Source organism: Streptomyces fradiae ATCC 10745 = DSM 40063 (assembly GCF_008704425.1).
GTDB classification, from domain to species: domain Bacteria; phylum Actinomycetota; class Actinomycetes; order Streptomycetales; family Streptomycetaceae; genus Streptomyces; species Streptomyces fradiae.
This window is the reverse complement of record NZ_CP023696.1, coordinates 4,476,655-4,490,230: the sequence shown is the minus strand read 5'-3', so window position 1 is coordinate 4,490,230 and position 13,576 is coordinate 4,476,655. Positions and strand designations below refer to the sequence as shown.

The window sequence follows — 13,576 nt, the reverse complement described above, 5'->3', positions numbered from 1 at the left end:
CCCCGCGGGTCAGCCGATGTTCGGTGTTACGGCTGCTTCAGGTACAGGTCGTTGATGTTGATGTAGCTCGAGTTGGTGCTGTACCGGGCACCGCCGATGTTCGAGCCGAAGAGCTGCATCTGCTTCGAGTAGTAGACCGGGGCGGCCGGGTTGACCTCCTCGACGATGCGCTTGTGCGCCTCTTCCCACTTCTTGGCGGCCTGCTCCGGCTGGAGCTTCAGGGCCTCCTGGATGAGCTCGTTGACCTTGGGGTCGTTGATGTGCGAGTAGTTCGAGGCACCGTCAGCGATCAGCTTGCCGTCGTAGACCGGGGTGACGACCGTGGACGGGGAGGACCAGTCCTGGCCCCAGCCGGTCATGTACAGGTCGAACGGGTTCTTGAGCTTGCCGATCTGCTCGTAGTAGCTGGCGCGCTCGACTTCCTTCAGCTGGAGGTCGATGCCGATCGCCTTGAGCGCGTCCTTGATGATGACGGACTGCTTCTGGCCACGCGGGGTGTTGGAGTAGGCGTAGGTCAGCTTGGTGCCCTCCTTGAAGCCCGCCTCCTTCAGCAGCTGCTTGGCCTTCTCCACGTCGCCGTTCGGCTTCTTCTTCTTGCCGAAGGGGTCGTAGTTCGGGTCGTGGCCCGGCAGGGTCGGGGCGAACAGACCGCCGGCGATCTCGCCGCCGTACTTGCCGCCGTCGGCCTGGATCATCCGCTCGTTCGGGATGGCGTAGGTGATCGCGTCGCGGATCTTCTTGTCCTTGACACGGTCCATGTTGAAGGTGAGCTGCCACACGTAGGGCTGGTAGCCCTTGATCGTGCGCTTGTTGACCTCGGGCTTGGTGACGACGTCGCGGACCAGCGTGGTCTCGACGGAGTCGGTGAACTGGATGGCGTTCTTCGCCTCACCCTGGTCGGCGATCAGACGCTTGGTCTGGCTGGCCGCGTCGATGGTGTTGGTGAAGTTGTAGCCGTCCACGTACTGGTGGCGGACCGCGTCGGTCTTCGGGTCCCAGTTGGTGTTGCGGACCAGCTTGAGGGACTTGCCGGCCTTGTACTCGGCGATCTTGTACGGACCGAGGGCCTTGGGCGCCTTGTCGTACTTCTCCTTCGTGTCCTGCTTCGCGGGCACGATGCCGTAGCCGGCCATGGCGAGCGCCTGCGGCAGGTCGGGGCGCGGCTGGTCGAACTTGAAGATGACCGTCTTCGCGTCCGGGGTCTCCAGGACGGTGTCCGGCAGGTGCTTGCCGGTGTACGGGCCCTCCGGCAGCGCCTTGCGGTAGTCCGTGCCGGACAGCCAGGTCTGCAGGAACGTCGGGCCGTCGAAGATGACCTTCGAGTAGAGGCGCTCGACGGAGTGGCGGACGTCGGCGGACGTGATGACGTTGCCGTCCTCGTCCTTGATGCCGTCCTTCAGCGTGAACTTCCAGGTCTTTCCGCCGTCGGTGGTCTGGCCGGAGTCGGTGGCGATGTCACCGACGACGGTCAGGTTGCCCTTGGCGTCCTCCTGGTAGTTCGTCAGCTTGCGGTGGACCAGGTTGGCGAACTGACCCGCGTCGGAGACGTAGATCTGGCCCGGGTCCATGTGGCTGAGGTCGGACTGCTGGTACACCTCGATGAAGCCACCGGACTTGGCACCCGCCACTTCCTTGGCCGGACCGGTGGAGGCAGCGGCGTCACCGTAGACGACGGGCTTCGACTGCTCGGCCGCGTCGCTGGCGCCGGGGGCGGCCTTGCCGGTGTCGCCCTTGCCCTTGTCGTTGCTGCTGCAGCCGGTGAGCACGAGGGAGCCGGCCGCGAGGGCGACGACTATGGCTCGCGCGGAGCGCGATCGGATGGACTTCATGTGCTCTATGCACCTACCTGTGAGTTGTTGTCCAGAAAAGTGCTGCCTGCCGTCCGGTTGCCCGGTGCGGGGGCGGCAGCTCCCCCGCACATGGACGTCACCGTCCGGTCTTGGGGTCGAACGCGTCGCGGACCGAGTCGCCCAGCAGGTTGAAGGCGAGGATGAAGAGCACCATCGCGATACCGGGGAAGAACATGAACGCGGGGTTCTGCTCGTAGATGTCCGCGCCGATGGCGAACATGCGGCCCCAGTCCGGGGTCTCCTCGGTGAAGCCGACGCCGACGTAGGAGAGGAACGCGATCGAGAGGATGGCGCTGGGCAGCATGTAGGTGCCCTGTACCAGGATCGGGGTCACGATGTTCGGCAGGATCTCCTTGCGGACGATCCGCCACCGGGAAGCACCGGAGACCAGCGCGGCCTCGACGAACTCCCGCTCACGGATGGTCAGTACGGAGCTGCGCACCAGACGCGCCATGCCCATCCAGCCCAGGAACCACATCACCAGGACGATCGCGACCGCCCGGAGGTAGGTGGGCGTCTCCTCCCGCGGGTCCACGAAGAGCGCGGTCACGACGGGCATGAAGGCGATGAAGAAGAGCTGGCTCGGGAAGGCGAGGAAGAAGTCGGTGATCCGGCCGAGCCAGTAGTCCACCTTGCCGCCGAAGAACCCGCCGACCATGCCGATGAGGACACCGGTGGCCACGGAGAGCACCGTCACGACCACGGCCAGGTACAGCGAGGTGCGGATGCCGTAGAGCAGCATCGTGAACACGTCGCGGCCCAGGTTGGGCTCGATGCCGAACCAGAACTCTCCGGAGACGCCGCCGAAGGTGCCGTACGGCATGCCGAAGTCGTCGAGGATGTCCTCATAGCCCGACACGGACGGGTACAGCGTGAACGGGTCCTTGCCGTAGAGCGAGGAGATCACGGGCGCCAGCGCGCCGATGAGGAAGAAGAAGATGACCACGAAGGCGGAGACCACGCCGACGCGGTCGCGCTTGAAGCGCATCCACATCAGCTGACTCGGCGAACGGCCCTGGTGGCCCTTCTCGGTCTTCTCCTCCGCGGCCTCGGTCTCGGCCGTGGTGTCTTTGTCCAAGGTGACGGAGGTTGCGGAGCCCTCGATCTCGGTTGGACTGGTCATGGTGTGTCCATTTCACGGGTGTCGGATGACCCGCGGTCCTGCGCGTGCGGCGACGGCCGGGCGGTGGTGCACCCGGTCGCTCACGGCCGCTGCCTGACGTCCTTCCGGAGCTTCCGGGCACACCGGGCACCCGTGGCCGGGTACGACGGCGACACCGCACACCGGGCGGGAGCTGCCCCGCGGGCGTGGGCCGGAAGGATGGTCAGCAGGGGTGGATTACCCCCCGAGGAGCGCGAGCCGAGCGGTTGACCGGGTCTTAGAATCGCCGACCGCTGCAGGCGGCCCGACCGGTTGACGTACACGGGTAACCGGCCGTTGGAGCCAGCTGCGACGACCCGACCCCACTGGCGCTCGTGGCACCGCGCATGGGTTCCTCCTCATGAGTCCACGTATTCACTGCATGGTTGGGTACGGGGCACTCCGCCGACACCCCTGACGGCGAAGTGCTGTACCACGTGTGCTCGCGAGTCGGCGCTCCCCACAGCGCGTGACCCATCGACCCGAGCTCAGTGGAGCCAACTATTAAGTACGACCGGGCTGTAAACCACACTTAAAGGGTCTCGTTTTGACAACATCGCCCAAGTGTCACTGACCGAAATCCAGACAAAGTGAGCACAGACAGACACCCGCGAAACGGACTGTTAACACAAGTTCCGGAGAGCAACGATCGATAACCGGACGCTTCGCAGGTGAAAACATGTTGACGTAGACGCGTCATAAGTGTCCGGAGCGCGTCACGCCGGCGGGAGCGGAGGAGTGTCCGTTAAGGCACCGGTTGAGAAATCTGTCACAACCGGGCGGACACGGCACGGTCCTGGGCGCGGTGTTCTGAGCGCGGTGTCCTGAGCGCGTGCGGGCGCGGTCCCTCGGCGCGGTGCCAGGTCGGCGCGAACCCCGGGCACGGGCCCCGGTTCCGAACCCCGGCTCCGGACCCCGGTTCCGGACCCCGGTACGGCTCCGGGCCCGGCCGGCGCCCGGAACGCGGTACCGGGGCGCGCCCGGGAACGGCCGACGGCCGCCGGGTGGGTACCCGGCGGCCGTCGGTGGGGGCGTGGGCGGGCGCGCGCGGCGCCCGGACGCGCGTCGGCGTCAGCCGTGCTTGGCGCGGGAGGCCGCGCGGGCGCGCTCGCGCGCGTCCAGGTTGACCTTGCGGATGCGGACCGCCTCCGGAGTCACCTCGACGCACTCGTCGTCGCGGCAGAACTCCAGGGACTGCTCCAGCGACAGCTTCCGCGGCGGGACGATCGACTCGGAGACGTCGGCCGTGGAGGAGCGCATGTTGGTGAGCTTCTTCTCCTTGGTGATGTTGACGTCCATGTCGTCGGAGCGGGAGTTCTCACCGACGATCATGCCCTCGTACACCTCCGTGCCCGGCTCCACGAAGAGGACGCCGCGCTCCTGGAGGTTGGTCATCGCGAAGGCGGTGACCGCGCCGGACCGGTCGGCGACCAGCGAACCGTTGTTACGGGTCGTCAGCGTGCCGAACCAGGGCTCGTGGCCCTCGTGGATCGAGTGGGCGATGCCCGTGCCGCGCGTCTGCGTCAGGAACTCCGTACGGAAGCCGATGAGGCCGCGGGACGGGACGACGAACTCCATGCGGACCCAGCCCGAGCCGTGGTTCGACATGTTGTCCATGCGGCCCTTGCGGACGCCCATGAGCTGCGTGACGGCGCCCATGTGCTCCTCGGGCACGTCGATCGTCATGCGCTCGACCGGCTCGTGGACCTTGCCGTCGATCTCCTTGGTGACGACCTGGGGCTTGCCGATGGTCAGCTCGAAGCCCTCCCGGCGCATCGTCTCGACGAGGATGGCCAGCGCCAGCTCGCCGCGGCCCTGCACCTCCCACGCGTCGGGGCGGTCGGTGTCCAGGACGCGCAGCGACACGTTGCCGATCAGCTCGCGGTCGAGGCGGTCCTTGACCTGGCGGGCGGTGACCTTGCGGTCCTTGACGGCGGACTTGGCGTCGGCCCCCTTGCCCGTGCCGCCCCGGCCGACCAGCGGCGAGGTGTTGGTGCCGATGGTCATGGAGATGGCCGGCTCGTCCACCGTGATCAGCGGCAGCGCGATCGGGTTCTCCGGGTCGGCCAGCGTCTCACCGATCATGATCTCGGGGATGCCGGCGACGGCGCAGATGTCGCCCGGGCCCGCCTTCTCGGCGGGCTTGCGGGTCAGCGCCTCGGTCATCATCAGCTCGGAGATGCGGACGTTCTGCACGGAGCCGTCGCGCTTCATCCAGGCGACGGTCTGGCCCTTCTTCAGCTCGCCCTGCTGGACGCGCAGCAGCGCGATACGGCCGAGGAAGTTGTCCGCGTCGAGGTTGGTGACGTGGGCCTGGAGGGGGGCGTCCTCGTCGTAGACGGGGGCGGGGATGTGCTCCAGGATCGTGGAGAAGAACGGCTCCAGGCTGGTGGAGTCGGCGGGGACCGTGCCGTCCTCCGGCTTGGTCAGCGAGGCGACGCCGTCCCGGCCGCAGGCGTAGACGATCGGGAACTCGATCTGGTCCTCGTCCGCGTCCAGGTCCAGGAACAGGTCGTACGTCTCGTTGACGACCTCGTCGATCCGGGAGTCGGGGCGGTCCGTCTTGTTGATGCAGAGGATGACGGGCATCCGCTTCTGCAGGGCCTTGCGGAGCACGAAGCGGGTCTGCGGCAGCGGACCCTCGGACGCGTCCACCAGGAGCACGACGCCGTCGACCATCGACAGGCCGCGCTCGACCTCGCCGCCGAAGTCGGCGTGGCCGGGGGTGTCGATGATGTTGATGGTGATCGGGGCCCCGCCGTCCTTGGGGTGGTACTTCACCGCCGTGTTCTTGGCGAGGATCGTGATGCCCTTCTCACGCTCCAGGTCGTTCGAGTCCATCATGCGGTCGTCGACGGAGTCGAGCTGGTGGGCCGCGAAGGCACCGGCCTGCTTGAGCATGGCGTCGACGATGGTCGTCTTGCCGTGGTCGACGTGGGCGACGATGGCTACGTTACGGATGTCGTGGCGCGTGGGCATGGGTGGCTGGCGCTTCTCTCGGATCGTGGGTGCGGCGTCTCGTCTTCCTCAGTACGCCCGCCGGGCGGACGCGCCACGGCTCTGTCCATGGTACGGGGCCGACGCACACGCGGCCTCCCGGGCATGATCGTGCCCGCCGGGAGGCCCGGCGGGCAACGGATCTGAGCACTTTCTGAGGCTTGTTCGCCCCGGTTTCACTTCTTCTTCGGCGCCGCGAACCCGATGTTCTCGTACCGCGGTGTCGCGAAGCCGAAGGCTCCCGCGTTGACCACGTTCTTCTTCACGGCGACCAGCTCGGGCCGCTGGAACAGCGGGATGGACCCGGCCGCGGCCCAGATGCGGGCGTCGGCCTGGCGCACCAGGTCGCGGGCGGCCTTCTCGTCCAGCTCGGCGGCGGCCCGCTCGAAGAGCTGGTCGATGTGGTCGGTGCCGACCCGCGTGTAGTTCTGCTCCACCAGCAGCGAGCCGTCGGTGGCCGGCTCCGGCTTGGCGTAGATGGGCCGGCCGTCGGTGGCGGGGAAGGCGGTGCCGGGCCAGGAGTAGAGGGCGAGGTCGTAGTCGCCGGAGGCGATGTGGTCCTTGAAGAAGCTCGCGTCCGGGACCTTGCTGATCTCGGTGCGCACACCGACGCGGTCCAGCATGGCGACGATCTTCTCGCCGACCGCGCGCAGCGACTCGGAGCCGGGGCCCGAGGGCAGGACGAAGCGGAGGGTCAGCGGCTGCCCGTCCTTGCCGAGCGGCCCCACGGGCGCGCCGGCCGCGGGGCTGGGCGCCTTGCCCCCGGACGGGGCGGCGGTGCCGGCGGGCGCGTACGCGCCGGGGGCGCCGCCCTGCGCCTTGGGCTGCTGCGGGGCGGGGGTGTCCCCGGCCGCGGTGCCGGTGTCCGGCTCGGTGTCCCCCGCGGCTCCGACCGCCCGGGGGGGCTTGGGGTCGTCGGCGGGCTGGGCGGGCCCGGCGCTCCCGGCGGGGGCGGCGCTCCGGCCGGCCGCGGTGTCCGGGGCGGCCGCGGTGTCCGGGGCGGTCAGGGCGGACGTGACGGCGCGGGCCTGGCCGAGGACCAGCCTGCTGTGCACCGCCGCGGCGGGCGCGGGTGCGAGGACGTACGTACCGGTCCACGGGTCGTCGGCGGGCTGCGGGTCGCCGACGATGTACAGGCCCTCGTCGGACGGCACGTCCACCGCCGTCGCACCGGCCCCCGCACCGGCCCGCGGCGACGCGGCGGGTGCGGCGGCGGGCGAGGCGGCCCCTGCGGGGGTCCCGGCCGCGGACCCGGACGGCGTCCCGGACGGGGCCTTCGACGGGGCGCCGGACCCCTCCGCCCCCGCCTTCGTGCCCTCCTTCGGCGCGGCGCTCGCGCGGGCGCCCTCCGGCGTGAAGCCCGCGTCGGCGAGCAGGGAGAGGGCCTCCTCGGTGTCCTGGTCGCCCAGGGCGCCGCTGCTGTCGGCGTACGCGTCCTGCCCGGCCAGCGCCAGGTGCGAGCCGAGCGGCTCGGCCGGGAGCCCGACCGGGGCCAGGACCGTGCGGGCCAGTTCCCGGCGGTCCAGGGCGCGGGCCACGGCGCGGCGCACCCGCTCGTCGGCGAGCGGCCCGGACTCGCCGTTCAGGGCGAGCTGGGTGAAGGCGGGCTCCAGCGTCCTGCGGACCACGTACCCGCGCAGGGCCTGCTGCTCGGCCTCGTACGCGGCGGCGGCCTGCCGGTCCCGCAGCCGGGCGGCGCGCGCGGCGGCAGCCTTCGCCTCGTCGGAGCCGTGCGCGGTGGCCCAGGACTTCAGGGCGTCGGAGGGCGCCTTGGCGTCGGGCGCGGGGGCCGGCGCGGGCCCGTCCGGCGCGGCGCCGGAGGGCGCGGCGCCGCCGGGGGCCGCGCTGCCGGGCGCGGGGCTGCCGGGCGCGCCCGCCTTGCCCTCGCGTACGGCCCGGTCGACGCGGGCCGCGAGGGACGCGTCGACGTCGGCGACGTCCACGGCCTTCGTGGTGAGCGCCTTGGCGCGGCCGGCGCGCGGGACGGCGCGCAGCACGAGGCGTTCGAGCTTCGCGGGCTCGCCCCACCAGCGCGGGTCGCGGACGAGGGTGAGGGTGCCGGCCTTCGCGTCGACCGCCTTCATCCGGAACGGTCCCGCGCTCTTGGGCAGCCGGGTGCGGGCGCCGTCGTTGAAGGCGGTCGGCGAGCCGGTGACCTCCTTCGGGTACAGCGGTGTGAACAGCGACTTCCAGTCGGCGTACCGCTTGGCGAAGGTGACCCGGACCTCCAGGTCGTCGGCGCCCCGCTCGATCTTCTCGATGCGCTCGTACCCGGCGTTGCGCGCCGTCCAGTAGGCGCTGTCGCGGCCGCGCAGGGCCTGCCACTGGGCGACGAAGTCGGCGGCGCCGATCTCGCGGCCGTCGCTCCACACGGCCTGCTGGTTCAGCCGGTACCGGACGACCTGCCGGGGTTCGCGCTCGATGATCTCGGCGGACTCCAGGTAGTTCGGATTGGGCTGGGGCCGGCCGCGCTCGTCGAGCGTGAACAGGGCGGGCAGCACGGCTCCCGCGACGCGGGCGGTGGCGGCGTCGGCGTCGGCCTGGAAGGCGTTGAGGGTGGCGGGCAGCGCGTCGACCGCCCAGCGCAGGGTGCCGCCGTCCGCGACGTCGGCGCGTGCCGCGGCGGCGATGTCCGCGGGGACGGCCCGGGCGCGGCCGCCCTCGTCCCCGGAGCTGCAGCCGGCGAGTACGGATACGGCGAGCGCCCCGCTGGTGAGGAGCGCGGCGGACCGAAGTGCGCGGACGCCGACCTGGGACATGGCTTGTACCTCTTCGTCCGGGTTCCTGGAATTTCGCGATGATCACACCTATGGCCCGTCCACTGAAAGGGACCGGAATGCCCGGGTCACGGCGACACGGCGGCCCGCCCCCCGAACCCCACCCGTGCGGCCCAACGGGGCCCTGGTGCGGTCCGGGGGGCGGGCGGTACGGGGGCGGCGGTACGCGGGCGGCGGTCGCGGTGCGGGGCGGGTACGGGGCGGGTACGGGGCGCCGGGGCGTACCGGCCGGACCCCGGCGCGGCGGGGCGGGGCGGGCACAGCGGCGCGGCACGGCGGCGCCGGGCGGCGGGGGCGCGGGGCGGGGGCGCGGGGCGGGGCGCGGGCAGGACGGTGCCGGGAGCGGGACCTCCGTCCGGCCGCGGAGGTGCGGGGCCCCACCCGGCCTCGCTCGTGTGACGCCGCCGGGGCCCCGCGGCCCTCCCCGCCCGGCCGGCCGGGCGGAGGAGCCGGTTCCGCCGCACCGGCGGGGCCAGGTCACCGACCGGGTGGGCACCCTCGGGGGGTCCGGCGCCCCGAGGGCGCCGGACACACGGGCGCCGGGCTGGTCCGCGCTGGATTCGGCGGCGCGGCGGGCACCGGCTCCGGGACCTCTCCGGCCGCTCCGCGCAGGACCGGACCCGCCGGGCTCCCGCCAAGCCGCCCCGCGTGGCCGCTCGTGGGGGCGCCGCGTGTCAGAACATGCTCAGCAGCTGGTCCACCGACGGCTCCGCCGCTCCCTCCCCGTCGGGGAGGGCCAGCTCGAACCAGACCGTCTTGCCGCGCGGCGTCCGCCGCGAGCCCCAGCAGGCGCTGAGCAGTCCGACGAGCTGGAGCCCGCGCCCGCCCTCGTCGGTGTCGCGGGCGCGCCGGCGCCTGGGCTGCACCAGCCCGGCGTCCCAGACCTCGCAGACGAGGGTCCGGTCGCGCAGCAGCCGCAGCCGGATCTCCCCCTCGCCGTAGCGCAGGGCGTTGGTGACGAGTTCGCTGACGAGCAGCTCCACCGTGTCGATCAGCGGCTCCAGCTCCCAGGCGGTGAGCTGGGCACGGGCCAGTTCGCGGGCGCGTCCCACGGACCGGGGCTCACGCGGCAGCCGCCAGTCGCCTACCGCCTCGGCGGGCAGCCCCCGCACGCGGGCCATGAGCAGGGCGATGTCGTCCTGGCCGTGCCGGGTGTCCAGCGTGTTGAGGACGTGGTCGCAGGCGTCCTCCAGGGCCATCTCCGGCCCGGTCAGGACGCGCCGCAGCTCCTGCAGGCCCTCGTCCAGGCCGTGGTCGCGGGACTCGACGAGCCCGTCCGTGTAGAGGGAGAGCAGCGCCCCCTCGGGCAGCTCGACCTCCACCTCCTCGAACGGCTCCCCGCCCACGCCCAGCGGCATCCCCGGCGGTACGTCGAGGAGCCGCGCCTCCTCGCCCGGCGCGACCAGCACGGGCGGGAGGTGGCCGGCGTTGGCGAAGGTGCAGCGCCGGGTGACGGCGTCGTACACGGCGTACACGCAGGTCGCGAGGTACACCTCGGACAGTTCGGGGCCGCGCTGCTTGTGGGCGGTGCGGGAGGTCTGGGCGCCGATGGGCGCGCCGAGACCACGGGCGATCTCGTCCAGGTGGGAGAGGACCTCGGCCGGTTCGAGGTCGAGCTGGGCCAGGGTGCGCACGGCGGTGCGCAGTTCGCCCATGGCGACGGCGGCGCGCAGGCCGCGGCCCATGACGTCGCCGACGACGAGGGCGGTGCGGTGGCCGGGCAGCTCGATGACGTCGAACCAGTCGCCGCCGACCTCGGTGGCGGCGTTGCCGGGGAGGTAGCGGCAGGCGATGTCGAGGCCGGCGGCCTCCGGGTCGCCGGGCGGCAGGAGGCTGCGCTGGAGGATCAGGGCCCGCTCGTGCTCGCGGCGGTAGAGGCGGGCGTTGTCGATGCAGACGGCGGCCCGGGCGGCCAGTTCGACGGCGAGGGCCCGGTCTCGCTCGCCGAACGGCTCGCTGCCCTTCGCGCGGGAGAACTGGACGAGCCCGACGACCGTGTCGTGGGCGACCATCGGCACGGCGAGGGTGGAGTGGACGAGGCCGCCGTCGTCGGCGGGGACGAGGACGGGGCGGCCGGTGCGCAGCGCCTTGGCGCAGGCGGAGTGGAACGGGTAGCGGTGCACCGCCCCGACGCGTGCGGGGCCCGCCGTGCAGCACTCGGGAGCCGCGGCGGAGGGGCCGACGAGGGCCGGGGCGTCGGAGACGGCGCTGGCGGAGGCGACCCGGCGGAGCTGGGCGGTGGGGCTCCCGGCCCGGCCCGGCGGGGCCTCGTCGCCGGTGAGGAGTCCCTGGTAGAGGTCGACGGCGGCGAGGTCGCAGAAGCCGGGCACGGCGACGTCGAGGAGCTCGCGCGCGGTGGTCTCCAGGTCGAGGGAGGTGCCGATGCGGGCGGTGGCCTCGTTGAGGAGGGCGAGGTTGCGGCGGGCGCTGGCGGCCTCGCGGGCCGCGTTGTGACGGCGGGTCACGTCGGTGCTGAGGCCGGCGACCCCGATGGGGCGGCCCGAACCGCTGTGGACCCGGTAGAGGTTGACGGACCAGTGGCGGCGCTCGGTGGTGCCGGGGGCGGTGCCGGTGATCTCCAGGTCGGTGACGGCCTCGCCGGTCTCCAGGACGCGGCGGAGCGCGGCGGTCAAGCGGTCCGCCTCGGCGGGGGAGAGGTAGTCGTGCACGGTGCGGCCGCGGTGCTCCTCGGCGGTGCCGCCGAAGACGGTGGCGAAGCGCTGGTTGGCCCGCTTGACCGTCAGGTCCGTGCCGAAGAGCAGAAATCCGAAGGGCGATTGGCCGAAAATCGCCTGCGAGGAGGCGAGGTCCGTCTCGATCTGGCGTAGGGCTCGTACGTCGACGGCGATACAGACGGCACCGCGTTCGCCGTGCTCGGTCTCACTGGGCATCACGTACACCTCGGCGAGGCCGCGGGCGTGCCGTTCGCCGGGGACGCGGAAGGGGACGAGGCCCGTCCATTCCTTGCCGTCGAGGATCTCGGCGACCTTGCGGTGGCCGCGCGGCCGCAGCTCGGCGGGGATGAACGCCTCGACGGGGTCCGTACCGCGGATCTCCCGAGCGGAGACGCCGAACAACTCGGCGGCCCGCAGGCTCCACTGGTCGACCAGCCCGTCGGGGCCGATGGAGAACGACGCGACTCTGATGTAGTCGTAGATCGAGCCAGGCGGGTTGCTCTGCCACACGACGCCGTCCGCCGTTCCAGGTATCTCGCTCACGCGACCGTCCCCTCCAGCTCACCGCACCGGACCGGCCATTCCCGCAGTATTCAGCACTACGGCCCCCGTCGGCACGCCGTTCACGATCACAGGGTGGTCTCGTTCGTTTTGCGCCGAGCCTGTGGTGATCGTCGTCACGTAGGTCTTCTAACCCGGCAGGGGCAGCTCGAACCACACGGTCTTGCCCGCCCGCCCCCTCCTGGTACCCCATCGGCGGGCTGAGCACGCGACCAGTTGGAGGCCGCGTCCGCCCTCGTCGTCGGGGCCGGCGGGACGGGCGCGCGGCGGGTCCGGGACGGGGTCGGAGACCTCCACGAGGAGTGCGGGACGGTACGGGAGCGCGTCCTGCGACGCGGGGAGACGGGTGAGGCGGAGACCGACGGGACCGTCGGCGTACCGCACGGAATTGGTCACCAGTTCGCTGACGAGGAGGACGGCGAGGTCGCCGAGCGCGGGGTCGAGCCGCCAGGCGCGGAGCGTGTCGCGTACGGCGGCGCGGGCCGCGCGCACGGAGGCGGGCCGTCCGGGGAGGGTCCACTCGACGCTCGCACCGTCGATGTCGCCCACGCCGACCACTTCCCCGGTCCACCGCCGGACCCCCGTCTGGATTGAGGGGGTTAATCAGCACCTACCCGATATGAGGGTCCTTGTACCGTCGGCGGCGCACCCGGACTCCGCCGGATCCGCCCGCGCATCCCGCCGCACCCCCGCCCCTCGCCCCCTGCCGAAGCCGTACCGGAACCGAGCCGCAGCCGACCGGAACCGACCGGAGCCGGATCGCTCTGCGGCCTCTCGACGGCCTCGCGGGGCATCCGCCGGGCCTCCACGGGTGCGGCGATCCGCCCGGGCGGGCGGCGCGGCGGGGCGCCACCCGGCGGCGGGCCCGGCACACCGGCGGTCAAGTGGCGTCCGGCGCAGTCCCTTTGGCCCCCGCCCCCTTCCGCGCCACCCGGCGCGACCGCCCCATCCGGCGCGACCGCCCCATCCGGCTCGACCGGCACGCCCGACCGTCCCGCCCCGCCCGACCGCCCCGGCCCGCCTTGTCAGGCGAGGGCGCCCTCGGCCCTCAGGTCGTCGAAGAGGAGTTGGTCGACGGGCGGCACGAGGTCGCGGTGGGCGTAGGAGAACCAGGCCGTCTCCTCGATCTCGCCGCTCGGCGCGGGCTCGCCCCGGTACGCGGCGGTGTAGCAGGCCATCCGTACGACCGTGCCGGGCGCCGAGCCGGGCACGGCCGCCTCGTAGGTGCCCACGTGCTCGGCGGTCGCGGGGTCGAGGAGCACGCCCAACTCCTCCTCGATCTCCCGTACGAGCGTCTGGAGGTCGCTCTCGCCGGCCTCGCGCTTGCCGCCGGGGATGTAGAACACGTCCTTCCCGCGCGGTCGCGCGCACAGGATGCGGCCGTGCTCGATCCGCACCCAGGCCACCGTGTCGATCAGCACGGGCAGCGTCCTCTTCTCTCGCGTCACTCGGCGTCACCCGGCTCCCCCGCTGGGGAACCGGCCGAGGAGGACCCTACGCCGCGGCGGACGCCGCCCCCTACGGCGGCACCCGGCCACGCGGCCCGCGCACCGCTCCCGCGGTCGCTGCCCGGCT

Annotated in this window: 7 protein-coding genes; all 7 read right to left on the bottom strand. The window is 72.4% G+C overall.

Annotation, left to right across the window (positions count from 1 at the left end; genetic code table 11):
- Nucleotides 1-26: 26 nt before the first annotated feature.
- The gene (locus CP974_RS20190) at nt 27-1,829 is read right to left on the bottom strand and encodes an ABC transporter substrate-binding protein (RefSeq protein WP_031131267.1); all 1,803 of its coding nucleotides are present in this window, start codon (nt 1,827-1,829) and stop codon (nt 27-29) included.
- Nucleotides 1,830-1,926: 97 nt separating this feature from the next.
- Nucleotides 1,927-2,973, bottom strand: a complete 1,047-nt coding sequence (locus CP974_RS20185; protein ID WP_031131269.1) for an ABC transporter permease — start codon at nt 2,971-2,973, stop codon at nt 1,927-1,929.
- A 1,089-nt stretch (nt 2,974-4,062) separates the two neighbouring features.
- Entirely contained in the window at nt 4,063-5,970 is a 1,908-nt protein-coding gene (gene typA, locus CP974_RS20180; protein ID WP_031131271.1) for a translational GTPase TypA, read from the bottom strand.
- A 194-nt stretch (nt 5,971-6,164) separates the two neighbouring features.
- Entirely contained in the window at nt 6,165-8,747 is a 2,583-nt protein-coding gene (locus CP974_RS20175; RefSeq protein ID WP_031131272.1) for an ABC transporter substrate-binding protein, read from the bottom strand.
- Between the two features lie 692 nt (nt 8,748-9,439).
- Nucleotides 9,440-11,983: a SpoIIE family protein phosphatase gene (locus tag CP974_RS20170; protein WP_031128857.1), complete on the bottom strand. Its 2,544-nt coding sequence runs from the start codon at nt 11,981-11,983 to the stop codon at nt 9,440-9,442.
- 147 nt (nt 11,984-12,130) lie between these two features.
- On the bottom strand, nt 12,131-12,559 hold the full coding sequence (locus CP974_RS20165) for an ATP-binding protein (RefSeq protein WP_031128858.1): 429 nt from the start codon (nt 12,557-12,559) through the stop codon (nt 12,131-12,133).
- Between the two features lie 467 nt (nt 12,560-13,026).
- A complete protein-coding gene (locus CP974_RS20160) occupies nt 13,027-13,428 on the bottom strand; it encodes an NUDIX hydrolase (RefSeq protein ID WP_031128860.1) in 402 nt (133 codons plus the stop codon).
- Nucleotides 13,429-13,576 lie beyond the last annotated feature (148 nt).

Excerpts from the sequence above, each read along its gene's own strand:
- CP974_RS20190 (WP_031131267.1), bottom strand. The coding sequence starts at position 1,829 with ATGAAGTCCATCCGATCGCGCTCCGCGCGAGCCATAGTCGTCGCCCTC.
- CP974_RS20185 (WP_031131269.1), bottom strand. The coding sequence starts at position 2,973 with ATGACCAGTCCAACCGAGATCGAGGGCTCCGCAACCTCCGTCACCTTG.
- typA (WP_031131271.1), bottom strand. The coding sequence starts at position 5,970 with ATGCCCACGCGCCACGACATCCGTAACGTAGCCATCGTCGCCCACGTC.
- CP974_RS20175 (WP_031131272.1), bottom strand. The coding sequence starts at position 8,747 with ATGTCCCAGGTCGGCGTCCGCGCACTTCGGTCCGCCGCGCTCCTCACC.